The sequence below is a fragment of the Pseudomonas sp. GW821-FHT01D09 genome (genome assembly GCF_059422465.1).
The window spans coordinates 39,932-64,797 of sequence record NZ_JBWKWY010000032.1; the positions used below are offsets into that span (position 1 = coordinate 39,932).

Genomic DNA, 24,866 nt, shown 5'->3' on the forward strand with positions numbered 1-24,866 from the left:
CTGGCGAACAATGTAGCGTAGTGGTTCCTGCTGAATCGGTACGGGCGATCGCCAGATTTCGCAATATTGCCGATAGCCGGCCAATTGCTATTAGTGGTAGCGTTGCGTTATCAGTAGGCTCCGTATTTGTCACGTAGGTTGATCAATCGGATGCCCATTTCTGGAAATTACTCGCGATACAGGGATGTCATGGTGCGTATTACTAGCCCATCCAACAAAGGTGGGCCCGCTGCGAGGCAAGGCTTCAAGTATCAAGACCATGTAGCCGTCAGCTTCATTTTCAAGATGCTGCGCGATAGCAGTTACTCCCAAGTAGAGTGCGAGACCGCCGACGATATCGTGGCCGTATTTCAGTACGCGGGGCAGCTCGTCAACGAGTACATCCAGGTCAAGACGACAGAGGCTGACCACAAATGGAATGTGGATGAGGTGACCAAGCTGGATGGCACCAAAGCCAACTCGTCCTTGCTCCATAAATCGCTGAATTGCGATGTGCGCCCTGGCCCTGCCCGCTTCCGCATTGTGACCAAGCGCGACGTAGCGAAGGTTCTCGACGGCTTTAAAACGGAGCTGGATAAAAGGAATCTGCCTGACACCACCACAGCCCGAGGCAAGGCCCTGCTCAAGAAATTTAAGACATTCACCTCACCACAAAATCGGAATTTCTCCTATTGGGCGGAGAACTGCGTCTGGCAGGTCTACGGGGATGTGGAGGCACTGGAAGCTGTCAACATCAAGGCCCTTTCCAAGCTTGCTCAGGATTTCGGGAACCGTCCTAACAACACCCAGATGCAGGCTATTTACGACGAATTCCTGGAGATGGCTGACAAGGCTGCCACAGCCAACGTCAAAACGGCAGCATCGACGAAGATCATTCTGCGGGAACCGGCCCTGGCCCACCTCAGGCAGCTATTAGAGGCAGCTGATGACCAGTCAACGGCCACAGCGAAACCCTACAAAAAGCGGCCTGATCCCTTCCTTGTCGAGTTTCATGCGAGCACCGAAGAAGGTCTGCTGCACTCGTTTTCCGGCTTTGACGTACGCTATGCGCTGAAGGCGTGGCGGCATGATGGTTTTGCTAAGCACCTAGTCGAATGGCTCCCGGAATTTTCCCTCAAAGCGAGCGAGATCGTGAACATCCTCGCACACAATGCCGAAGCCATCCTGGCACGATCCATCAATGCGTTCGCCGACAGCGACCTGCCTCGCGACAGGCTGATCGCTGAACTGATCCTCCACTCCATCCTGCGCAGCCGCCAAAACAGCGAGCCTGTCGCGTGCAAGGTCTTCTACAAATCCGCAGGAAAGCTTTCCGAGTTTGGCAACGCTCATATCGTTCAGATACCTGGCCAGGACGATCAGCTATGGCTCGGGCTCGCGCGCCTGATCCAGGCAGGTAACATGGATGCGACGTTGGCGCAGATCTGCTGCGTCCTAGACGCCACCATTTCGGAGACGGTGTTGTCGTCGGAACGCGAGATCATTATCAACCTGCGCGAACCCCTTCACCATCAACCGAAAGCAGACGCCTTCAATCAGGCCCTGCACCGCAACTCGTCAGTCGATGACATGTTGAACGTCCTCTGCTTTCCCATACTGTTGACCTACGACAGTCACGCACTCTCGTCAGGTTGGCTTGCGGATTACGTGAACCACCTCAGAAAAGAGATCGAGACCCACTTCAGCACCTTCGCTAAGCAGTTGCCAGAAAACATCAAGCAAGTGAAAGCCATGGTCTTCCTCGTGCCAATGGAAAGCATCGACAAGCTGACCAATGCTTTCAATGCCCGCTGCAAAACACTCGAACACCTGCAGGTATGAGCTAAGGCCTGTGTACGATCTGTACGGCTGAAAACACAACAGGGTGAGGGTATTTCCGAACTGGCCAAGCAGAATTCGGCGATCTCAAGGAACGATGCGGCAATGAAATACGAAACGATCAAGAACAGCCTGGCGACCCTCAGTGATGAAGGCGATTCGACAGTGGATGTGCTGCTAGCCATCAACGCCATCGTCAACAGAAGCAACTCGGAGTGGGAAGGACGCGATCTGGTGATCCGAGCGCTCGATAAGTTCGCGCTTTTCGACGCAGTCGAGCAATCGCTCCTGCTCAACATGGTGCGAGCCGTGGGGCTCTTTCCTTACATCACGCCTCACCTGAACAACATGGCGCTATCTGACCGCTTGGCTTACGAGGCTCACAGAGTTGAGGGTGTGGAACCTGGCATGGTGTTTCATCACCTTCAGGCCCACGTCTTCAGCTTGATCATGCAGGGACAAAACGTCGTCCTGAGCGCCTCCACCAGTGTCGGCAAGAGCCTGGTCATTGACGCGGTACTTGCCCAGCGACGGTTCAAAAAGGTGGTGGTGATCGTTCCCACCATTGCGTTAATCGACGAAACCCGACGCCGCTTGGTCAAGCGCTTCCGGGACTTCAACCTGATCACGCATCCCAGCCAGGAAGCTGTGCCAGACGCCACTAACGTGTACTTGCTGACGCAGGAGCGGGTCATCCAGCGCCCAGACTTGGAAGATGTGGGATTCTTCATCCTGGACGAATTTTACAAAATCGATTTGGCGAGTGATAAGGATGGAAGCGCACGCGCCGTCGATCTAAGCTTGGCGTTCCACAAGCTCGCAAAGACCGGTGCACAGTTTTACATGCTAGGGCCGCACATTCAGAAGATCTCTGGGTTGGACGGTTACGAGTACCATTTCATCCCGTCCGACTACAGCACCGTCGCGGTCGATATCCAGAATTTCAATCTGGGCATGCGCTCTGAACAGCGCACACAAAAGCTCCTGGAGCTGGTCAGGACGCTGGAGTCCCCTACCCTGATCTACTGTCAGGCGCCGGCAAGCGCAAACAGAGTCGCTGAGTATTTGATCCAAGATGCCGGGTTGGCCCCGGTGCCGGAGACGCAAGAAATCGCTGCCTGGATCTCCAAGCATTACCACCCGGAATGGAACGTTGCCAGGGCGATAGCCCTGGGCATCGGGATACACCATGGCGGGGTGCCTCGTGCGCTGCAGCAGTACATCGTCAAGCTGTTCAACGAGGGTGTCATCAAGCGAATCATTTGCACATCAACGATGATCGAGGGCGTGAACACGTCGGCTGAGAACGTGATTATTTATGACCGTCGCCTTAAAACGTCGACGCTCGACTACTTTACTTACAAAAACATCTCCGGGCGCGCTGGCCGCATGAACAAATACTTCATCGGCAAGGTGTTCATGCTCGAAGCCCCGCCCATTGAGCAGGGACTGACGGTCGAGTACCCGATCGGGCACCAGGATGAGGCCTCACCTATCGGTCTGTTGATGCAACTGGAAAATGAATACCTTACGGAAATCTCACGAGGGCGTCTCCAGGAAGCGTATGCGAACCCAGTGCTGTCACCCGCCACCTTGATCGAAAACCGCCACATTCCTATCGAGCGGCAGGTTGAGGTAGCGCAGACGATTATCCGTGACCTTGCTGACAGCCAGGAATTGTTAGGCTGGAAAGGCATCCCTGAGCCGTACCAGTTGAACTATCTGTGTGAGCTGGTCTACAGCTTGGAAGGTAGGAACCTAATGGACTACCTGATCTCATCCAGCTCGCAGTTGGCGTGGCACATTAACGAACTTCGAAACCAGAAAAACTTGCCGGCCTACCTCAGAGATGCGGTTGAAAACCGGCGGGAAGACGTCTCAGCGAGCGAAGCCATCAACCTGCGTCTGAAATTCATCCGGAACATGGTGTGCTTCAAATTACCTCGGGACATCATGGCGATTCACAAAATTCAGGTCGACGTACTGGAGAAACACGGGCACGAGCCAGGAGATTTCAGCTTCTTCGCTGAGCAACTGGAAAACATGTTCCTTGATCCCTTGCTCACCGCACTGGACGAGTACGGAATTCCCACTCAGGTCTCAACCCAGATCAAGCACCTGATTTTGCCATCAGAGCACCTGAACGACTTGCTGGCAAAACTACGGTCGCTTTCTCCTCGGGTGGAGAGTCTTCAGCTCACCACCTTTGAGAAAGGCCTGATGCAGTGGGCGGTCGCAGAAATGTAATGATTGAAGGCGATGGACGCGACCGGTGCAGTAAAGCGCGCTGAGATTCTGGTCTTCCAACGATTGACGAGTTTGCCGACCAACCCTACTGAGCGAAACGACAATGCCAAACCAACTGGTTATCAAAGGTCAACTTTTTTCATCCCAGACGGAGGCGGAGCGCTTTTTTTATGCAATGCGTGACAAAAATCTCGTTGAGGGTGGAGACATTCAAGGCTCCACTGAATTCGATCTGCTCGAAGATCTGTACGTCCGGTATTGCAAAGCGAGCAACTGGCCAACCCCCGGACATCCTGTTGCCTTTTACGCGCGCAATATAGCGCGTGGGGTTGGCGCCCACGGTGGCACTACACAGGGCTTTGTCGTGAAGTTCGGGGATGGTAGCGAGCAGGAATTTTCCGTAAAGAAAGCCGTGAAGGCTGTGGCTACGTAATTACTCTTCCCGACCCAACGAATGTTCTTCTGGCCTTCTCAAGACAAGATTACCAATCCATGACGTACGCACTGATCGACAATGCCACACTCACAGCCGTCCAGCGCGCCACCGGGGCGGTAGCAGTTAAGACCAGCGATACGATCAACGGAGATCTATGTGCTTTAGAGAACTTTCTCCAAGGCAACCTGTTCTACGATGATCTTCTTTGCATAGACAACTACAAGCCTGAGCATAAAGAAAGTCGGAAACAGCAATTTCCTTACCTTCGGTTCTTGGCGCCTACTGAATTTGGTCTTGCGGAGGTAGATGCGGTCGCGCAAAAGGAAGCGGCATCGATCCGCCCAGAAATTCGGGGAGGAGAGTTTGTGGATGACGACTTCAGCGCCCTTTTGGAGCAGTTGAAAATGAACATGGTGTGCACCTGGGATCAAGCCTCCAGCGTGTATTACCTGACCATGAGGATGTTGGGCTACCGTGGCTCTGACGAATACAACAAGTACAGCGCTTTGAGTGCGGCTATCTTCGCAGAGTTGAGTGATGCAGGCGAAACGCGCGGGCGCTGGTCGAAGGACGTCAAGCTTGTAAGCTCGGATGGTCACGTGTTCAACAAGTCAGAGTTCTCAGACAGTAGCCGGGGCGACTACGGTGGCCCTACAAGGCAGTTGGAGATGTTCGTCGCTTCCCTAAATTGGCTTGCCTACAAATCTATTTACTACTCGACTGCTGCCAAACACTTGAAGGCTGACTCGTTCATCCACCCCATCAGGCACGCTTATCAGATGCACTGGATGAAAAAAGTCGGCGCCTTTGGCCATGATTTCACTGCCCGCCTCTTGGCTAACCTCGCGGACAAGACAAGAACAAGCATTTCAGAAATCCAATCGCACGGAGCGACCCAGACTGTCGCACTGGATCTGCCATTGTTCTCGGCGTGGCTGACTCAATCTTCTGGTAGCGTCTCCAATGCCATTGAGGCTGCCAGGCAGCTACGCAACGAAGGCCACTTCGTCACCATGCGTGAAACGCTCAAAGCCATTCGCATCGCGTTCGACGAGCAGGGCATTGCGAGCGGCAACAAGCGCATTACGAAGCTCATGGACGACGTCGACAAGATTTGCGGTGACCTTAGACGTAGCTACGGTGTGCGGTCTACTCAGGGCATTCAGGGCAGCTTTCTCATTAAAACGGCAAGCTCAGTCACTAGCCTATTCGGGATTTCACTACCTGACCGCGATTTCGCTCTCTCGACACCAGAGTTCATGAAATCAAATTCGACCAAAGCCTTCACAACCGTCGTGAAGGACATAACCAAGGAGCTCACCGCCATGGAGCGCCTAGGTGGAGTACGAGATCTCATGGCCAAGTCATTCAGGATCGAGGGCGAAGATCTCGGTGGCCCCAAGGTTCAGGAGCCGAGATTCCGATACGTAAAGTCCGGATGGCAGAAACCGATGTGAAGTCTGTCCAAGTTCTTGTGGCTTAGCTGATCCATGCCCGGTTTTTTTGCGTCCTAATTTTTCTTGGGCATGCCAGGCATCCGAGCATCGTAACCCATGCAGACCTATAACTAACGCATGCGTCTGGCCATTATCCAACGTGCATAGAACTTGCCATGAGACCTGACCAGCCCCCGAGAGCCCAGAGAGAGCTAGACAGAAGTCACAGCGCACCCAATGCCACCCGAATGGTATCCAAAGCTCGCTCACACTCGCCGGCTAAAGAAACGAAGTGATTGCGTAGGGATCCGTGATTTGTCCGGGCTTCCGACTCCGCTGCACGCTTTTTCTGCACAGTTGCATGCCCCCTGACCTCTGTCCTCAAAGCATGGAGCCTCTGTAAGGGCACCACAATTGCCTTCGCTTGCGTCTCGGAATTCCCCACTCCGCACAATATGTCCTGGATCACCCGCAGTGATGCCCAGCTAGAGGGAACTGGCTTACCAAGGCCGTCAGCTATCGCACGCAACGGTTTAATTAGGAAACCCTCCACGAGATACTGGTCTAGCGCGAGGATTTCATCTGCCCACTCCTTGGTTGAATCCGTGGCTGGGATATGAACCGCTGCTTCAAGCTCCTCCCCTCTGGGACTCCACCATGCTGGGGCCGATCTATCCAGTTCCCGGATCGCATTTTTCAACGCGCCGACTGCCTCGTAATCCAGATCCCAAGAGCCCCTGATGTCCGCTTGGTGAGCGCGCTTCGATATAGCTCCTTTGGGCCATTCGTTGAATGACTGCCAGTAGAGCTGAACGGTGAATGGTAGCTTGGCCAAGTCGCCGATGTAGGCATGCACCTGACCCTCCTCGTTCTGGTCGTAAGACCTGAGGTACCAAGAGCCCCGGCAACTGATATGCCTGTCCTCTAGGGAATACTTATCAGGGTCGGCTTTGTACAAATGGAGCACCTCCGCTCGAAAGAACGCGGGCGAAAGCTCCCATGGGAGCTCGCTATCCTCGAAATAATTCGACAGGCACTCAGGGGCGCAAGAGGTCTCTATATTCCGACCGTTTTTTCGATCGTAGATTTTGAAGTCTGCATACCGGCGCGAAGCGCGGTCTTCCTCCATTTCCCACTGCTTAATCAGGCTCGCCACCGTGATACTAGGCCGGAGCACCATCACGCCGTTGCAGAAGCTACCGACGCGGCAGAGCCCGTGATGGTAGTAGAGGTCTGGGCTATCCGAGTGCAGCGTTTTCACACCGTTCCAGCCTAAAAAATTCTCGGTGTCGAGCCTGGTGAAATCGAACCGCATCACCAAGCTCTGCTTCGTCACTGCCATGTACTTTTCGAGTTCAGCCCGCAGGATCGTCACCAAATCCAGACGAAAATTATCTTTACCCTGGGGCTGCTGAATGATGCGGATAACGTCTTCAATGTCACCGTGCTCATCAAGCCTGCAGTAGCTGTTGCGCTCTGCCACAAAGTACAAATCCAGGCTATGAACCAGCTTCTGGCTGAGTTCGATTGCGGCCCTGTCCCGGTCAACCCCGTTAAACTCGCGGCGAAAGATCAGCTTCTCCCCTTGAAACTCGTTCGACCAGGATCCCAGCGGAGGCTCTAGGCGGATTGCACGACCATCACTGCTGATCTCCCGGCAAATACTCCATGTGTCCTGCCCTTCCGGAAATGAAGCATTTTGGAGCCCTTTGACTCTTGCTTGCGTAAGCTTACGGGTGGGCGCTAGCACGCTGTGGACGATAGCCTGCGGCCCACTGAGATAAAGCACGACCTCATCTTGAGCGGTCAGCTGCCCTAGCATCCTCATCGCGTCTTCGGCCCGAGTCACCCACTCTGGATCAGAAGCACCAGGGTTGTGAGACATGGCTCGGAAGTCTTCGGCTTTCAACGCGGGCATCTATGGGCATCCTTGTTTATAAGTCCTCCCCTGGAACATGGCGTCTTTAGGTCAAGCGGGGGAAGTAGCGCCTTAGATTGCCAAAAATCAAAGCCAACGTAACCGGCTCGGATCAAAATATCGTCAAGGCGCCACCGCCCCAGGCGATACCGGTCGAATTCGACCATCACGAAAACTCAACACCACTCCGGCGTATGTACGAACCGCTGCCTAGCCCATATCGAAGCTTGGCACCAATGATTCGCGTGTAGGCGAGCATGTCGCCGGGCAGGCAACATATTCCCCTCCTCTCCACCTCTCAAAGCCCCGCAGGTTGCGGGAAAGATCAACGGGCTTTACAGGCGTCTTCCTGGCACTCGGGCTAACCGGTTGATCCGACGCGTGAACCATGGTGGTACAATGCCACCCTCTGCGGCCTGGGATGGCTCAGCGTCCTCAGCTCTCGTCGCACCCCCACTATCGCTTAGGTTTGAAGGGAAGTGTCTAGCAGTGAGACAGTTAGAGATTGAGAATGAGTTAAGAGATGTCGTAAGCCGAATCATCAGCCAAGTTGACCTCTCGACCAAGCAAGGCCGCCTCGATATCAACCTGTCCCTAGAGGATGCGCTGATTCCCATCCTGAAGGCAGCCTACAACCTTCCCAACCTGATTAACTTGAACAGAAGGCAGAAGAATTTTCCAGGCATCGACCTTGGCGACGATCACGATAGGGTTGCGTTTCAGGTGACGGCGACCACGTCGCTGGATAAGATCAAGAAAACCTTGACCCACTTCGTCAGCAGGCAGTTCTACAACACGTTCGATGAACTGTACATTTTGATGCTGACCAACAAGCAAGCTTCCTATAGTCAGGCCGCTATCGACCAGATCACCAACGGCGGCTTTCAGTTTTCAGCAAAGACCCACATCATTGACCTTGGTGACATTCTCTCTAAGGTAACAGGGCTGCGGCTACCCGCCCAGGAACGGGTACTCACCGACTTCAAGCTGATTCTGGGTGACATCAATGCCTACCTGGACTTTAACGCCAGCGACGGTCACCAATCGCACACCCTGACCTCAAACTTAATCGCTGTCACCCCGCCTGAAACGGTATACGTTGCAGAGTTGCAGATAAACGAAGCATCAGTGCTGGCACAGGCCCGTGAACACCTGAATTTTAAGAAAAATAATTGCTCCAAGCAGAGCCTTGTCAAGATGGCCCTGCTGCTGAATGGAGCCGATACCGATAACTGGGTATGTTTTGAAAATCGAGTTTTCACATTCGAAGACATTTCTAACTCAGGCATACGACACGTAGTCGACATCGGTACCATCGAAGCACTTGAGACCCGAGATCTTTCAGAATCAGATATCGACGACAATCTCAATATTTTTAAGCTTCTTTTGACTGGCTATGTTCGAGAAACTCTGAAACCTCACAACGTCGCGTACGATCGCCGGGATAAATTCTATTTTTTTAAGCCCTTTCATCCAGACGACGAAGGTCGCAAAGAAGATTGGGTAGGTAAAAAGAAGTCAACCCGCCGGGTTTACGAAAAAATACTTTCCAAAAAAGAGCCTACGCGTATCGCTCATCACGTTCATCTATCTTTCGAATTAAGCTTCACTAAGGTAGCCGAACAGTGGTTTGCACTGGTAGTTCCAAGCTGGCTCTACACCTATGACGGAAGTCGAAAGTCCCGGTTTCATGAGGACTTACTGTCAAAGCAGAAAAGACTTGAGTTCAACCAAAGCGTACGGAACATAGTTCGATTCCTGGCCTATTACTTGCGGTCGACTAATGTATCTTTGCCGGGGACTTTTGACTATCCCGGTCATTATGGAAACAAGTCAATCGAGATGAACGACTCGCTTAGCACTGATACTGCAAGCTACGGTTTTTTTGGCGAGTTACTAGAGCTCACTTGTGACGAAAAGCTAGTAGACGGTGAATATGTAGGTGCCGACTATGAAGAGGAACTAGCCGATGAAGATTAAGATCCTCAAAGAGCCCATGCTGGAATTTGGAAGCGGCGCTCATATATGCCCAAGAACTGGAATCGAAACTTTAGGTGTATACGACAAACGTGATGAGCTACGGCGTAGCGAATTGCGTATCGGCATCGTTGGCCGGGGTGAAGGCGTCGACTTACTAGATGAATGGCTGGACAAATGCAAGCGTGGCATCGTTGGCAAAGAGGAAACAAAATTCCCTAACCTCTTCAGGGGATTTGGCGGAGTGGACGAATACCACGGTTTTTATACGAAAATCCTTTCCTCCCCTCAGTACACTCGTACGCTTCAGAAGTCTGAAATAAATAACATTTCGAAAATCACTGCCCGGGAAGATCGAGTAGTCAAGTGCGTTGAATTGTACTATGAGCAGATCCGATTTCTATCCGAGAATCGCTCAATCGATGTGATTGTCTGCGTAGTGCCCAATGATATTTTTGACTCACTTACGAAGGCCACTGGGGAAAAAGACAACGAGTCGCTAGAGGCCTACCTGGAACACAACTTCCGCCGGCTCCTGAAAGCGCGGTGCATGCATCTAGGTCTTCCTCTTCAGCTCGTTCGAGAAAAGACCATCCTTTCCGTCAAACCCTCGATCGATCAGCAAGACCTAGCCACCAAAGCCTGGAATTTCTGCACCGCGCTGTATTACAAGGGCAACAGGACTGTGCCTTGGCGCCTGGTTGAGGACAAATTCAAGCCCAAGACCTGTTATATCGGGATCGGATTCTATAAAAGCCGTGACGGTGAGACGGTTTCCACGAGCCTCGCTCAGGTATTCGATGAGTTCGGCCATGGCGTCATTCTGCGAGGCGCACCAGTATCGCTGGATAAGCGCGACAGACGCCCTTATATGGATGAGTCGCAGGCCTATGAGCTGCTAGACAGCGCACTGGCGGAATATGAAAAAGCGCTGATGCAAAAGCCCGCGCGCGTTGTGATCCACAAGTCCAGCCGCTTCCGGCCTACCGAGGTTGCCGGGTTTTCCAAGGTGCTGGAGGCCAAGGGCATCAGGACGAAAGACCTGGTGTCGATCACATCAACCGACATTAGGCTGTTCAGTGACAAGAACTATCCGCCCACCAGAGGGACGCTGCTGAGCCTTTCGGAAACTCAGGGTGTGCTCTACACGAAAGGGATCGTGGATTTCTACAAAACCTACCCGGGGATGTACATCCCAAGCCCCCTGCGGGTCGAGGCGTTCTACAGCGATTCGTCGCTGGAAGACCTGTGCAAGGAAATCCTCGGCCTGACCAAGATGAACTGGAATAACACTCAGCTCGATGGACGCCTCCCGATCACGCTGGAGTGCGCCAACAAGGTCGGGGACATCATGAAGTACATCGACAGCTCAGAGAAGCCACAGGTCAGCTACAGCTTCTACATGTAGAACCCGGCTGCCGTGGACGTTGGAGAGGCGAAGCAAAACGGTGACCAAAATTGACTGGGCCTTGGGGAGGTAATGGCCCTCCAAGCCATAGGTTCTCTAGGTCTGCGTGCCTGAACGCCGCTTTGACACCTCGGCTGATCGGACAAAGCAGGCATTTGAACGGGTTAGCTGATAGACTGCGCGCCGTAATTACTTAGAGGATTTTTTGATGGCCACTAACCGCTCCCGTCGTCTTCGCAAAAAGCTTTGTGTGGACGAGTTTCAGGAATTGGGCTTTGAGCTGAACCTGGAATTTAAGGAAGATCTGGATGATGAGGCAGTCGATGCATTCCTCGATGACTTCCTGACCGAAGCCATGGACGCCAATGGCCTGGACTATGTCGGCGGCGAAGATTTCGGCCTGGTTTGCAAAGCAGAACGCGGCTCGGTTACCGAAGAGCAACGCGCAGCTGTCGAAGCATGGCTCAAAGCCCGTAGCGAAGTGACCAAGGTTGAAGTCAGCCCTCTGCTCGACGCCTGGTACCCAGAAAAGCCGGTCAACGCTGCAAAGTGATCGCGCTTAGCGGCAGTGAATAACTGCTGGCTTACGAAGACCACCTTTCGAGGTGGTTTTTTTATGGGCGAACAGAAATCTCAAGGCCATCTCGTGGCGTCAAGCCAAGGGATCGCGCAAGGGAGAGGTTTGCTGGTGATTGCCGTCAGAGGATACGGCATGAGAGGAGCAGGAATTCGGACGCAGATGAGAAAGGATTTTTGACAACCAACCAACTATTTTTCGCTAATTAGCAAAACTTGAAATTCATCAACGCACAGTTTTTTGCGCAGACGCCGGGAACGGTTAGTCGCCATTGGAACAATCCTCTTAAGTATTAACGGCCGGCACTCTACCAGTTTAAGGCGATCATTGCCCGGCAATCCAAGACGGGTGGCACCATAGCGCGAAAAAAATCCGTCATTTGCAGCTATCGTTGAAGCACAAGTCGCCCTACCTTGGGCATAATGCCGACACTTTCATGACCACTGGGGGATTTTCTTACATAGCCCCCGCCACATTCACCCTCCTCTGCAGTAGGGTCTTACTTCTTATGATCAAATCCTTGCGTCCATTATTACTTGCCAGTTTCCTTTTGCCCCTGGCCCTCTCTGTCACCGCCGCCCCGATCAATACCACCCTGCCCCCCAAAGTCCAGGAAGCCCTGCAGAAAGCCAAACTGCAAAACAATGCGCTGTCCCTGGTGATGATCCCACTCAATGGCCCCGGCACCGCCACGGTGTTCAATGCAGACGTCTCGGTCAACCCGGCGTCGACCATGAAGCTGGTCACCACCTACGCGGCCCTGGAAATGCTCGGCCCCAACCATCAGTGGAAAACCGAGTTCTATACCGATGGCACCCTCAGTGGCGGCGTCCTGCGGGGCAACCTGTACCTCAAGGGCGGCGGCGATCCCAAGCTGAACATGGAGAAACTCTGGCTGCTGATGCGCGACCTGCGCGCCAATGGCGTACAGCAAGTCACCGGCGACCTGGTGCTGGACCGTGGCTTCTTTATCCAGCCGCAATTACCGGAATTCAACGACGACGGCAACGATGCCAACAAGCCGTTCCTGGTCAAGCCGGACGCCCTGCTGGTCAACCTCAAGGCCCTGCGCTTCGTGACCCGCAATGATTCAGGAAAGGTGTTGGTCTCGGTCGAACCGCCGATTGCCAGCATTCAGATCGACAATCAGGTCAAGGCCACCAACGCCAAGCAGTGCACCGGGGACGTGCGCTACAACCCGGTTACCGCCGCCGACGGCAGTGTCACTGTGACCGTCAGCGGCCAGTTGGGCGATGGCTGCAGCTCGCAGACGTATCTGTCGCTGCTCGACCATGCCACCTACACCGCAGGCGCCGTGCGTGCGATCTGGAAAGAGTTGGGCGGCACGATCCAGGGCCGCGACGTGCTGGCCCCGGTGCCGAAAACCGCCAAGGTCCTGGCCCGGACATTCTCCCCGGACCTGGCCGAGATCATCCGCGACATCAACAAATACAGTAACAACACCATGGCCCAGCAACTGTTCCTCAGCCTCGGCGCGCAATACCGCACCGATGCCGACGGCGACGATGCCAAGGCCGCGCAACGCGTGGTACGCCAGTGGCTGGCGAAAAAGGGCATCACCGCGCCGCACCTGGTGATGGAGAACGGTTCCGGCCTGTCCCGTGCCGAACGGGTAAGCGCCCGGGAAATGGCGACCATGCTGCAGGCCGCCTGGAGAAGCCCGTATGCGGCCGAGTTCATCAGCTCGATGCCGATTGCCGGCAGTGATGGCACCATGCGCAAGCGCCTGAAAACCACGGCCCTGCGCGGTGAAGCCCACGTCAAGACCGGCACCCTGAACACCGTGCGCGCGATTGCCGGCTTCAGCCGTGACAACAATGGCAATACCTGGGCGGTGGTGGCGATCCTCAACGATCCGAAGCCATGGGGTGCCTCGTCGGTGCTGGACCAGGTGCTGCTGGACCTGTATCGCCAGCCGAAGCTGGCGGCGGCCGCACCGGGCCTATAGATGCGGACTCAATGTGGGAGCGGGCTTGTGTGGGAGCGGGCTTGCCCGCGATAGCTGTGGGTCAGTCAGCACATTTGGCACCTGATACACCGCCATCGCGGGCAAGCCCGCTCCCACACAAGCCTGCCCCCACATTCGGCATACAGTGCTCAGGCAGGCAACCGCTGCGCCTCGACCCGATCCCGACCCGCCTGCTTGGCCGCATACACCGCCGAGTCCGCGCGCAGCAACAAGCTATCCACGCCCTCATCGACCCGCCAACTGGCCACGCCGAAACTGGCCGTTACCGTCCCAACGCCGTCCATCGGCGTACTGCGCAGCACTTCCCACAATTCAACCGCCAGGCTGTAGGCCTGGACGCCATCGGTGTTCGGACACAGCACCATGAACTCCTCGCCCCCCAGGCGACAGAACACATCGCTGCGGCGCACGCGCAGGCGGATACGCCGACACAGTTCCTGCAGCACGCCATCCCCCACCGCGTGCCCATGCTGGTCATTGATGCGCTTGAAGTGATCGATATCCAGCATGATCAGCGCCAGTGCCCCCGATGTGCGTCGGACCCGGCTCATTTCGGCCTTCAAGCGGTCCTGGAAGTAGCGACGATTATGGATCCCCGTCAGCGAGTCGGTGATGGACAGTGCTCGCAGCTCTTCCTCCACCCGTTTGAGATCGGAGATATCCGACACATAGCCATGCCATAACGTACCGCCGCCAGGTAACTCTTCCGGCGTCGCCTCGCCACGGATCCAACGCAAGCCCCGCCCCGGCAGTTGCACCCGGTACTCTTCGCGCCAGTGGCTCAATTGCAACGCTGACAGGCGGATGGACGCGCGGATGCGTTCAGCATCCTGGGGATGGATACGCTCAAAGACTTGCTTGGCATCCTGTTGCAGCAACCCCGGGTCGATTTCGTAGATATCGCGGATACCGTCGCTGGCGTAGATAAACCGCCAGTTGTCATTGGGTTCGAGGGTGAACTGGAAGATCCCGCCCGGTACATGGGCACTGAGTTTTTTCAGTAAGCGATCCCGCGCCGCCAGGGCCTCATAAGCGCGTTTCTGTTCGGTGACATCCAGGCAGATCGCCAGGTGCCCGACCCACAAACCATGATCGTCAAGCAAGGCCGTGGCCAGCATATTCACGGTCAACTGGCTACCGTCCTTGCGTACCAACGTCCACTCCCGGGCCTCATGCAGGCGGTCGATGCCCTCCACCAGCATCGCCTGGCCGGGCATAATCCGTTTGCCCAGCGCCAGGCTCAACTGCACCGCACGGGCTTCCAGTTCGGGCGCCAGGTGTAGGCTTTCGAGGGTCATGTGACCGAGCACCTGGTCAGCCTGGTACCCCAGCATTTGCTCGGCCCCCGCATTGAAGGTGCTGATCACGCCACGTAAGTCCGTGGCAATGATCGCCACCTGGGTCGCGGCATTCAGCACACTGCGCAACTGACCATGGGCACCGCGCAACTCATACTCGCGCTGGTGCAATTGCCTGGTGCGCTGCTGTACCAGCCTCACTGCCCGCTGACGCTGGCTGACCAGTACGTAGAGCAAGGCGCTGAGCAACAGGCTGAGCAAACAGCCCATGACCAGGATACTGGTGAACGCGGAATGATTGGCCTGGGTGAAGACCTGGCTGGGGCGCAGGCTCAGGGCGTAGACATGATCGCCCAGGGTCAGCCGGCGGATCGCCTCCAGGCTGCTATCGCCCACGGCATTATCCGACTCATAGAGCACCCGCTGCTGGGTATCGGAAGTATCGACAATCTGCATCACCAGGTTATCGCGCGCGGGCTTGGGCAAACCATCGGCCATCAATTGGCGCATGCTGATCACCGCCATGACGAAACCGTAGGGTTCGTTGTAGGGCATTTGCGCGGTGAACGGTCGAATAACGGGCGCTACCAGCAACACCCCCATGGCATACGCCGGCTCCACCCCCACCAGCGACATGGGCTGGGACACGGCGATGGTCCCGGAACGGTACGCCCGCTCGATCGTCGAGCGGCGCAGTGGCTGGGCCAGCAGGTCGAACCCCAGGGGCGAGCCGAGCAGGCTTTGGGTCTGGCTATACATCACCGGCACATATTCGTCACGCTCCCCCGCCGGCACCAGCGCCCCGGCCTCGTTCAGCTCGCGAATGGCGAAAGGCGTACCGCGCTGACGTGACACCTGTTGTTCAAACGCCTGGCGCTGATCGCGAAATATACGTGGCGCCCAGGCATAGGCGCGCGCGCGCAACAGCAACGGCTGGGCGAACCCATCGAACTCTTCGCGGGACACATCATGGGAGTTGACGAAAAAGCGACGCAGGCTGCCCAGGCGCTGTTCCTGGTCTTCAAAACGCTCTTCCAGGCGGCTATAGCGTTCGTTGACCAATAGCTGAAAACGCTGGCGGACCTGCTGGCGATGCAGATCGGCCGTGGCCAGTGCCAGCACGACGGTGAGCGCCACACCCACCAGCACAACCACCAACGCCACCAGCCAAGCCGACGCCTGTTCGCTGATAAATCCCAGTATTTTCGGGCGGACGGCTTGCAACGGCATAGGTAAAACTCGCAACACCAGCGTGCAGGGGCGCCACTTTGGCTAAGAGGTTAGTTATAGCCATCGAGTCCACTTTTGACCAGCGCAAAAAAGCCGCGAACCCGGAAAAATCCAGGCCTGCGGCTTCAAGGCCGATCAACGCGCGGTGATTTTCCAGGCGCGGTGGATTTTCGCGTTACGGGCAAAATCCGGGTCGATGGTTTTATCGCTGATGTCCTCGACGGCATAACGCTCGCCCAGGTTGTCTTCCAACTGGAACTTGCGGAAGTTGTTGGAGAAGTAAAGCACCCCGCCCGGTGCCAGGCGGGCCATGGCCAGGTCGAGCAATTGCACATGGTCACGCTGGACGTCGAACACACCTTCCATGCGCTTGGAGTTGGAGAAGGTCGGCGGGTCGATGAAGATCAGGTCGAACTCATCACGGCTGGCTTCCAGCCATGCCATCACATCCCCCTGCTCCAGGCGGTTCTTGTCGGAGAAGCCATTGAGTGACAGGTTGCGCCGTGCCCAGTCCAGGTAGGTTTTCGACAGATCGACGCTGGTGGTGCTGCGCGCACCGCCCTTGGCCGCGTGCACACTGGCGGTAGCGGTGTAGCAATACAGGTTGAGGAAGCGCTTGCCGGCGGCTTCTTTCTGGATGCGCATGCGCATCGGGCGGTGGTCGAGGAACAGGCCGGTGTCCAGGTAGTCGGTCAGGTTGACCAGCAGCTTCACCCCGCCTTCGCTGACCTCGGTGAACTTGCCCTGGGCGCTCTGGCGCTCGTACTGCTTGGTGCCGCTCTGACGCTCGCGGCGCTTGACCACCACCCGGCTCTTGTCGATGTTCAACGCCTGGGGAATCGCGGCCAGGGCATCGAACATGCGCGCCGAGGCTTTCTCCGGGTCGATGGATTTGGGCGCCACGTATTCCTGGACGTGCACCCAGTCGTGGTACAGGTCGATGGCCATGGAGTATTCCGGCATATCGGCATCGTACACGCGGTAGCAATCGACCCCCTCGCGCTTGGCCCACTTGCCCAGCAGTTTGAGGTTCTTTTGCAGGCGGTTGGCAAACATCTGCCCGCCTTCGCTCAAGCGCGCCTGCTCAACCACCGGAGCCGGGGCCGGCGCGGGCTTGATCGGGTTGCCGTTCTTGTTGTACTGGCGCTCTTGCGGCTCGGTCGGGGCCTGGTCGTAGGCGGCCTGCTCACGTTCGGCCTGGCGCTGTTCCGGGGTGCGGCGCTCGCCGGTGACGAACTGGTCCGGGTTGACCTTGATCAGCAGCAGCTTGCACGGCAAGGCGCCGTTCCAGAACGAGTACTGTTTGTGGCTACGAATGCCCATGCGCTTGCCCAGGTCCGGGGCGCCGGTAAACACCGCCGCTTCCCAGCCCATGCACGCCTGGCGCAGACGCTCGCCAAGGTTCTGGTAGAGGTACAACAGGCTGGCTTCATCACCCAGGCGTTCGCCGTAGGGCGGGTTGCAGATCACCAGGCCTTTCTGGTTCTGGTCCGGGCGCGGCTCGAAGGTGCCGACTTCGCCCTGGTAGATCTTGATCCAGTGGCTCAGGCCAGCACGCTCGATGTTGTTGCGCGCGGGCTGGATCAGGCGCGGGTCGGCTTCGTAACCACGGATCCACAGGGGCGGCTTGTTCATGCCGATAGCCGCACGCTCGCTGGCCTCGGTATGGAGTTTTTTCCACAGGGCCGGCACATGGCCAAGCCAGGCGGTGAAGCCCCACTGTTCGCGATTGAGGTTGGGGGCCATGTCGGCGGCGATCATCGCGCCTTCGACCAGGAAGGTGCCGACGCCGCACATCGGGTCGGTCAGCGCGCCATTTTCCGCGGCAATGCGCGGCCAACCGGCACGGATCAGAATCGCCGCCGCGAGGTTTTCCTTCAACGGTGCCGCGCCCTGCTGCAAGCGGTAACCGCGCTGGTGCAGGCTGTGGCCGGACAGGTCGAGGGAGAGGATCGCTTCGCCACGGTCCAGGCGCAGGTGAATGCGCAGGTCGGGGTTGATCTTGTCGATGGACGGACGTTCGCCGGTCGGGGTGCGCAGCTTGTCGACAATCGCATCCTTGACCTTCAGCGCGCCGAAGTGGGTGTTGTCGATGCCCGAACCGTGGCCGCTGAACTCCACCGCCAGGGTGCCATCCGGGACCATATGGTCTTGCCATTCGATATCCAGCACGCCGTGGTACAGGTCTTCGGCATCCTTCATCGGGAAGCGCTTGAGCACCAGCAACACACGGTTGGCCAGGCGCGACCAGAGGCACAGGCGATAGGCGGTTTCCATGTCGGCCATGCCGCGCACGGCCGAGGTGTGCTCGCGCGCGTCTTCAAGGCCAAGCCCGACGGCTTCCTCGATCAGCAGGCCTTCGAGGCCCTTGGGGCAAGTGAGGAAGAGTTCGTAACGGTCCGACATGGGGATTCCAGGCTTTTCAGCAATAAGTGAACGGGCGACGCATCGCGCGTTCGGTTTTCAATCAAGCGCTTTTCTTGAAGAGCGCTCGCGTGGCACGAATGTGTGCCGTTCCACCCCGGTGTCCAGGCCTGTAGGCCTTGATTGCCGGGGCAGATCGAGAATGTTTGCAACAAAAGGAAATATTCCGACCCTTCGTCGAATAATAACCGACTGCAAGCGGCGGGTATTTTCACTGAAGGATTAAACCCATCCTCTATACAGGGCACATCATAGCTGGCTTTGCCCAATAAATGGGGCGAAAAGCCCCACCAGCTTATGGCTATAGCATCATTATCGTTACGTGCTTATGACAAAACGATCATTGAAACCATGTGACCTATTGGTTAGAACTCAACACAGGTTAGCGCCGCAACGACGCTGACACATCGGCTCGCCACGCCGGCAGCGAGCCACACCAACGGCAGAAAAACTCTGCCCGACCTCGGACGAGGTCGAAGGATATCAAGACAGTCAACAAGTGAGGGAAACACCCTATGAGAAGACTTAAGCGTGATCCGTTGGAAAGAGCATTTTTACGCGGATATCAGTATGGCGTTCATGGCAAATCCCGTGAGCTTTGCCCATTTACTCTACCGTCAGTACGCCAAGCCTGGATCAACGGCTGGCGCGAAGGACGCGGCGACAACTGGGACGGTATGACCGGCACTGCGGGGATCCACAGACTCAACGAACTTCACGCCGTCGGCTAATCAGGGCACTTAAATTCCGACAAACACCTTGAAGAATGTAACAACTTAACCACGCACGCCCCATCCGGGCGGCGGGCTTCGGCCCAGGGGCTCCTTCGAGGAGCCCTTTTTTATGGGTTCAGGCTTTGGGTAACGCCGCGATGGCGTCCACCGCCTGGCGAATCAACGCCGGCCCCTTGTAGATAAACCCGGAATACAACTGCACCAGGCTGGCACCGGCGGCGATTTTCTCGGCCGCGTGCTTGCCTTCGGTGATCCCGCCCACGGCAATGATCGGTAAACGCCCGGCCAACTCGGCCGCCAGCACCTTGACGATATGGGTGCTCTGGTCACGCACCGGCGCACCGGACAGCCCACCGGCCTCGTCACCGTAGGCCAGGCCTTCGACGCCGGCACGGCTGAGGGTGGTGTTGGTCGCAATCACCGCGTCCATCCCCGAATCCACCAGGGCCTGGGCCACCAGCACGGTTTCTTCGTCGCTCATGTCCGGGGCGATCTTGATCGCCAACGGCACGCGCTTGCCATGGCGTACCGCCAGGTCTTCCTGGCGCTGGCGCAGGGCTTCAAGCAGTTGCTTGAGGGAATCGCCAAACTGCAGGCTGCGCAGGCCCGGGGTGTTGGGCGAGCTGACGTTGACCGTCACATAGCTGGCGTGGGCGTAGACCTTGTCCAGGCAGATCAGGTAGTCATCCACCGCACGTTCCACGGGGGTATCGAAGTTCTTGCCGATATTGATCCCCAGGATGCCCTTGTATTTGGCGGCCTGGACCCGCGACAGCAAGTGATCGACCCCCAGGTTGTTGAAGCCCATACGGTTGATGATCGCCTCGGCCTCCGGCAGGCGGAAAATGCGCGGTTTGGGATTGCCTGGCTGTGGGCGCGGCGTAACCGTGCCGATCTCGACAAAGCCAAACCCCAACTGCGCAAAGCCGTCGATGGCCGCGCCGTTCTTGTCCAGGCCAGCCGCCAGGCCAACCGGGTTGGGGAAGTCGAGCCCCATCACCGACACCGGCATCTTCGCCGGCGCCTTGCACACCAGGCCATTGAGCCCCAGGCGGCCACCCGCGCCGATCAGGTCCAGGGACAGATCGTGGGAAGTTTCCGGGGAGAGTTTGAACAACAGCTGGCGGGCCAGGGTATACATGGGCGGGCTTGACTCGGATGGCGGCGAAAGGTGGCGGCGATTATAGCCGGGGTGGCGGGTACGTGCGAGGCATGGCACACCCGACGCTCGTTCATCCTTTGCGGTGGGCCATCAATTCTTCGTAGCGCGCCCAGATCTTCTGCGCATAACGCAGACGCAGCGCGTCACGCTCGGGCCCAGCGCCTGGCCCGACGTTGTAGGCCCCCACGGCGGTCCAGTTGTAGCCAAACTGCTTGATGAAGTCGGCCAGGATCGAGGCTCCCACCTCCACCGACAGGCACGGCTCATCCAGCAGCCGCTGCTCGGTAATCCCCAGCTTGAGCAGGCGCGGCAGATGGATGCTGTTGATTTGCATCAGGCCAATGTCGCGGGTGCCGTTGTTATTGCTGTAGTTCATGGCTTCGGCGCGATAGCCAGACTCCACGGCGGCAATGGCCTGCAGCAACTCCGGCTCGATATCGTACTGGCGGGCGACCTCGGCCCAACAATAAGCCCTGGCCTCACTCGCCCCACCCAGGATAAACAGCAGCAATCCCAGCCTGGCGGCTCGCCTCATACCCGCTCGACACCCAGTTCGGCGCACCATCCACAGGCCGGGCAAATACGGGGTGGGGCACTTACCGTCGGCGCCGCCTGGTCAGGCCGTTCGATCACCCGCACCCGGCCATTGAAGCGATAGCCGCGGCCATACACCGTCGCAATCAATCGCCTGTCGCCCTGCATTTGCTTGCGCAACGCGTAGATGCAACGGGTCAGGGATTCCTCGGCAATATCGGCATGGGGCCAGACCTGCTCCAACAGATAGTCTTTGGTGACCAGTACGCCGGGCGTGGCCAGCAACAGGCGCAAGACATGAAACTCCTTGGGCGGTAACTGAATGTCGCGACCGTCGGCGGTCAACCTGCCATCACCCTGCAACTTCCAACTACCAAAGGCCAGGGAGACCATGGCCAGGCCCTCAATTGCAGCAACCATTCAAACCTCTGTTCCTGTCTGACATTCACGGCGCCTTGACTTTGGAAATCGCAACGCCTGGGAGATATCACGACTATAGAAACCCGCCGCCAATTTCACGCTAGGAAAAAGCCCGCTGCATCAAAGTTTTCCGGGAGTGTTTCGTAGGAACTTTCAAGACCATCGCCCCCCGTTCGGGGCTGGCCATGCTGGGGTTCATTGCTCGGCGATGCGTGCAAATGCACGCCGCACACGCTCGTATTGATCGACGCTCAGAGGGGTCGAAACGGGGGGAGCCGAAACGCCATTAACCCCCGCCAGGGTCTTCTGCGATGCAGGCCCATCCGAAGCCACCTCCACCGCGAGCGTGGGTATATCCAGCTCGGCCACCAGTTTCTTGATAAGCCATAATTGCTGCTCGCTTCCCTTGATCAACAGGCTGTTGGTCTGCGGGTAGGCGATAACCGTTGCGCCGAGGCCTGCCTTCAGCCCCAGATCGGCAAGCCGTCGTTCGAGCAGCGTCGCCATGCCGGGCACAGTAACGTGTTGCGCCCCCGTGCCGGACTGATGGTCCGCGACGTCGACATTGAACACCTGGACGACCCCCACTCGCGGCAAGCCCTGGCGCCGTGCCGGACGCGGGCGGTCCATAAGCTGGGCCAGGCGCAAGACGTGATCGACGTAATTGGCGGGGCCTGACACATAAAACAATCGCGGACCGGCCTTGCGCAGGGGATAGCGCGTCTCATCCAGCCCCGAGCGCGCCATGACCTGGCGCAACCGGTCGACCGTCAGATGCCGCAGGATCACCCCGGAACTCTTGGCCTCGCTCGCGTCATACAGATGCAGCACCTGGCCGTCGCTGTACCAGATCAGTTCGTGCTGCAACGCCACCGCCTCCAATACCGCTTGCGCATTGGCAAAATCAAACTGCCCGGTAATGCGCTTGCCCGCCGCCTGCCTGCTGACCACGATGGGTTGGCCCAAGGGCAACGCGAGCCGGCTGAAAAAGCCTTGCAGGCTTTCGTCCCACACCAGGGAGGTCTCGCCCACGGCAGGCAGGGCATTGAATATCAACAACCCGCCCAGCAGCCCGCGCTGCAGAAAGGCACGGCAGGTGGCTGCGGTCAGTCGATCAAGGAGCACGCTGGGTTTCCTGGGTGGCGTTGCATGAAGGAGCGCCATAGTGAAAGGCCACTGCGCGGCAATCTTGATGAAAACCTGATCGGCCACCGCTCACCCGCACGCCGTGGCATGTGCCTTGCTTTGGTTGCATATCGCGGCCCGCGCCAACGACGCAACGGGCTCAAGGACAAAGGTGTCGTGACCGGCCGGGGGCTGGAGCGGCGCCTTTTTTTCACACAGAAGGTAGGTGTTGATGATTGATCAGGTCGGCAACAGCCAGGCCAATAACCCCCTGGCCTGGGTCAACGGCAGCGATGCCCCGGAAAAGAGCAGCCTCGACCTGGGCTTCATGGCCTTGAGCGATTGCGCCTCGCTGGTGGTCGCGGCGACCCAGGGGTTTGCCCAGCCCTATGGCCTGACCTTGAACCTCAAGCGCCAGTCATCCTGGGCCGGCCTGCGCGACAAGCTGGTCAGTGGCGAACTGGACGCCGCCCATAGCCTGTACGGCCTGATCTATGCCGTGCACCTGGGCATCGGCGGCGTTGCGCCGACCGACATGGCAGTGCTCATGGGCCTGAACCAGAACGGCCAAGGCATCAACCTGTCCCTGGGCCTACAGCAGCAGGGCGTGACCCGCCCTGAGGCGCTGGCGCGCAAGGTGCACCAAAGCCGCACAAAACTCACCTTCGCCCAGACGTTTCCCACCGGCACCCACGCCATGTGGCTGTATTACTGGCTGGCCAGCCAGGGCATTCATCCATTGCGCGATGTCGACAGTGTGGTGGTGCCGCCGCCGCAGATGGTCGCGCACCTGCAAGCCGGGCGAATCGACGGCCTGTGCGTCGGCGAACCCTGGTGCGCCAGTGCTGTGCAGCAGAACCAGGGCTTTACCCTCGCCACCAGCCAGGCGATCTGGCCGGATCACCCGGAAAAAGTCCTGGGCTGCACCCAGGCGTTTGTCGAGCAATACCCCAACACCGCCCGCGTGCTGGTGATGGCGATCCTGGAAGCCAGCCGCTTTATCGACGACAGCCTGGAGAACCGGCGCTCCACCGCGCAACTGCTCAGTGCCAGGGATTACCTGGATGCGCCCCTCGACTGCATCGAACCGCGCCTGCTGGGGGCTTATGACGATGGCCTGGGCAACCACTGGCAAGACGGGCACGCGCTGCGCTTCCATGGCGGTGGCGAGGTCAACCTGCCTTACCTGTCCGACGGCATGTGGTTCATGACCCAGTTCCGCCGCTGGGGGCTTTTGCGTGAAGACCCCGATTACCTCGCGGTTGCCCGGCAGGTGCAGCAACTGGCGCTCTATCGCCAGGCCGCAAGCGCGGTGGGTGTAGCGGCCAGGGGCGAGGACATGCGCAGCAGCCAATTGATCGATGGCAAGGTCTGGGACGGCTCGGACCCGGCCGGCTACGCCCGCAGTTTCCGCCTGCATGCCCTGGCCGACGATGTTGTCCGCCACGCCCTGCGCTGAAGGGAGGCCATCCATGTTGCGAATCCTGCTGATCAATGACACCCCGCGCAAAGTCGGGCGCCTCAGGAGCGCGCTGACCGAGGCCGGCTTTGAGGTGATCGACGAATCCGGCCTGACCATCGACCTGCCGGCGCGCGTCGAAACGGTGCGCCCGGATGTGATTCTGATCGATACCGAGTCACCCGGGCGCGATGTGATGGAGCAAGTGGTGCTGGTCAGCCGCGACCAACCGCGGCCCATCGTGATGTTTACCGACGAACATGACCCCGGGGTGATGCGTCAGGCGATCAAATCCGGGGTCAGCGCCTACATCGTCGAAGGGATCCAGGCCCAGCGCCTGCAACCGATCCTCGACGTGGCCATGGCGCGCTTCGAGAGCGACCAGGCCCTGCGCGCACAACTGCAGGCCCGCGACCAGCAACTGGCGGAACGCAAGCGCATCGAGCTGGCCAAGGGCTTGCTGATGAAAATGAAGGACTGCAACGAGGAACAGGCCTACACCCTGATGCGCCGCCAGGCCATGAGCCGCCAGCAGAAGCTGATCCAGGTGGCGGAGCAGATTATTGCCATGAGTGAGTTGTTGGGTTGAGACAGCGGCACCTACAAAACCGCCATCGCGGGCAAGCCCGCTCCCACATTGGAATGCATTTTAAATGTGGGAGCGGGCTTGCCC

At 57.7% G+C, this 24,866-nt stretch carries 19 protein-coding genes and 1 pseudogene; 12 read left to right on the top strand and 8 right to left on the bottom strand.

From position 1 onward, the window contains the following. Positions 1-189 precede the first annotated feature (189 nt). From AC07W7_RS22355 to AC07W7_RS22370, 4 genes are all read left to right on the top strand, one after another. On the top strand, positions 190-1,821 hold the full coding sequence (locus AC07W7_RS22355) for a HamA C-terminal domain-containing protein (protein ID WP_495040154.1): 1,632 nt from the start codon (positions 190-192) through the stop codon (positions 1,819-1,821). 102 nt (positions 1,822-1,923) lie between these two features. Then, positions 1,924-4,065, top strand: coding sequence for a DEAD/DEAH box helicase (locus tag AC07W7_RS22360; protein WP_495040155.1), 2,142 nt, complete (start codon positions 1,924-1,926; stop codon positions 4,063-4,065). A 103-nt stretch (positions 4,066-4,168) separates the two neighbouring features. Further along, complete coding sequence (locus AC07W7_RS22365; protein ID WP_495040156.1) at positions 4,169-4,498, top strand: hypothetical protein; 330 nt, start codon at positions 4,169-4,171, stop codon at positions 4,496-4,498. 59 nt (positions 4,499-4,557) lie between these two features. After that, positions 4,558-5,958: a hypothetical protein gene (locus AC07W7_RS22370; RefSeq protein ID WP_495040157.1), complete on the top strand. Its 1,401-nt coding sequence runs from the start codon at positions 4,558-4,560 to the stop codon at positions 5,956-5,958. 202 nt (positions 5,959-6,160) lie between these two features. Here the strand turns inward: AC07W7_RS22370 and AC07W7_RS22375 are convergent, their stop codons facing one another. Continuing rightward, positions 6,161-7,855: a hypothetical protein gene (locus AC07W7_RS22375; RefSeq protein WP_495040158.1), complete on the bottom strand. Its 1,695-nt coding sequence runs from the start codon at positions 7,853-7,855 to the stop codon at positions 6,161-6,163. A gap of 489 nt (positions 7,856-8,344) precedes the next feature. Here AC07W7_RS22375 and AC07W7_RS22380 point away from each other — a divergent pair, with 489 nt between their 5' ends. The 3 genes from AC07W7_RS22380 (at position 8,345) to AC07W7_RS22390 (ending at position 11,793) form a co-directional block, all read left to right on the top strand. Further along, complete coding sequence (locus tag AC07W7_RS22380) at positions 8,345-9,835, top strand: SMEK domain-containing protein (protein ID WP_495040159.1); 1,491 nt, start codon at positions 8,345-8,347, stop codon at positions 9,833-9,835. Then, positions 9,825-11,240: an argonaute/piwi family protein gene (locus AC07W7_RS22385; RefSeq protein ID WP_495040160.1), complete on the top strand. Its 1,416-nt coding sequence runs from the start codon at positions 9,825-9,827 to the stop codon at positions 11,238-11,240. The genes AC07W7_RS22380 and AC07W7_RS22385 overlap by 11 nt, the downstream gene beginning before the upstream one ends. A 208-nt stretch (positions 11,241-11,448) precedes the next feature. Then, positions 11,449-11,793, top strand: coding sequence for a YggL 50S ribosome-binding family protein (locus AC07W7_RS22390; protein WP_254283240.1), 345 nt, complete (start codon positions 11,449-11,451; stop codon positions 11,791-11,793). Between the two features lie 233 nt (positions 11,794-12,026). Here the strand turns inward: AC07W7_RS22390 and AC07W7_RS22395 are convergent. Next, positions 12,027-12,089, bottom strand: a pseudogene (locus AC07W7_RS22395) (hypothetical protein); the annotation flags it as partial. 236 nt (positions 12,090-12,325) lie between these two features. Between AC07W7_RS22395 and dacB the strand changes: the two are divergent. Continuing rightward, positions 12,326-13,786, top strand: coding sequence for a D-alanyl-D-alanine carboxypeptidase/D-alanyl-D-alanine endopeptidase (gene dacB, locus AC07W7_RS22400; RefSeq protein ID WP_076961212.1), 1,461 nt, complete (start codon positions 12,326-12,328; stop codon positions 13,784-13,786). Positions 13,787-13,935: 149 nt separating this feature from the next. Here the strand turns inward: dacB and AC07W7_RS22405 are convergent, their stop codons facing one another. Then, positions 13,936-16,335 (bottom strand): sensor domain-containing diguanylate cyclase, encoded by a 2,400-nt coding sequence (locus tag AC07W7_RS22405; protein WP_076961211.1) that lies wholly within the window; start codon positions 16,333-16,335, stop codon positions 13,936-13,938. 135 nt (positions 16,336-16,470) lie between these two features. Continuing rightward, positions 16,471-18,741, bottom strand: coding sequence for a bifunctional 23S rRNA (guanine(2069)-N(7))-methyltransferase RlmK/23S rRNA (guanine(2445)-N(2))-methyltransferase RlmL (rlmKL, locus tag AC07W7_RS22410; protein WP_236309173.1), 2,271 nt, complete (start codon positions 18,739-18,741; stop codon positions 16,471-16,473). Positions 18,742-19,274: 533 nt separating this feature from the next. Here rlmKL and rmf point away from each other — a divergent pair. After that, on the top strand, positions 19,275-19,490 hold the full coding sequence (gene rmf / locus AC07W7_RS22415) for a ribosome modulation factor (RefSeq protein WP_002553055.1): 216 nt from the start codon (positions 19,275-19,277) through the stop codon (positions 19,488-19,490). 118 nt (positions 19,491-19,608) lie between these two features. Here the strand turns inward: rmf and AC07W7_RS22420 are convergent, their stop codons facing one another. From AC07W7_RS22420 to AC07W7_RS22435, 4 genes are all read right to left on the bottom strand, one after another. After that, the gene (locus tag AC07W7_RS22420; protein WP_076961209.1) at positions 19,609-20,634 is read right to left on the bottom strand and encodes a quinone-dependent dihydroorotate dehydrogenase; all 1,026 of its coding nucleotides are present in this window, start codon (positions 20,632-20,634) and stop codon (positions 19,609-19,611) included. Between the two features lie 91 nt (positions 20,635-20,725). Then, positions 20,726-21,190, bottom strand: a complete 465-nt coding sequence (locus AC07W7_RS22425) for a transglycosylase SLT domain-containing protein (RefSeq protein ID WP_076961208.1) — start codon at positions 21,188-21,190, stop codon at positions 20,726-20,728. Further along, positions 21,187-21,609 carry a winged helix-turn-helix domain-containing protein gene (locus AC07W7_RS22430; protein ID WP_076961207.1) on the bottom strand — a complete coding sequence of 141 codons (423 nt, stop codon included), beginning with the start codon at positions 21,607-21,609 and terminating at the stop codon, positions 21,187-21,189. The genes AC07W7_RS22425 and AC07W7_RS22430 overlap by 4 nt, the downstream gene beginning before the upstream one ends. A 195-nt stretch (positions 21,610-21,804) precedes the next feature. After that, positions 21,805-22,734, bottom strand: a complete 930-nt coding sequence (locus AC07W7_RS22435; RefSeq protein ID WP_338126024.1) for a secretin N-terminal domain-containing protein — start codon at positions 22,732-22,734, stop codon at positions 21,805-21,807. 24 nt (positions 22,735-22,758) lie between these two features. Here AC07W7_RS22435 and AC07W7_RS22440 point away from each other — a divergent pair, with 24 nt between their 5' ends. The 3 genes from AC07W7_RS22440 to AC07W7_RS22450 are packed head-to-tail and all read left to right on the top strand — an operon-like array spanning position 22,759 to position 24,782. Continuing rightward, a complete protein-coding gene (locus AC07W7_RS22440; RefSeq protein ID WP_495040161.1) occupies positions 22,759-22,974 on the top strand; it encodes a hypothetical protein in 216 nt (71 codons plus the stop codon). After that, positions 22,967-24,193 carry a CmpA/NrtA family ABC transporter substrate-binding protein gene (locus AC07W7_RS22445; RefSeq protein WP_169900794.1) on the top strand — a complete coding sequence of 409 codons (1,227 nt, stop codon included), beginning with the start codon at positions 22,967-22,969 and terminating at the stop codon, positions 24,191-24,193. The genes AC07W7_RS22440 and AC07W7_RS22445 overlap by 8 nt, the downstream gene beginning before the upstream one ends. A gap of 13 nt (positions 24,194-24,206) precedes the next feature. Next, positions 24,207-24,782 carry an ANTAR domain-containing response regulator gene (locus tag AC07W7_RS22450; RefSeq protein WP_076961203.1) on the top strand — a complete coding sequence of 192 codons (576 nt, stop codon included), beginning with the start codon at positions 24,207-24,209 and terminating at the stop codon, positions 24,780-24,782. The last annotated feature ends 84 nt before the right edge of the window (positions 24,783-24,866 follow it).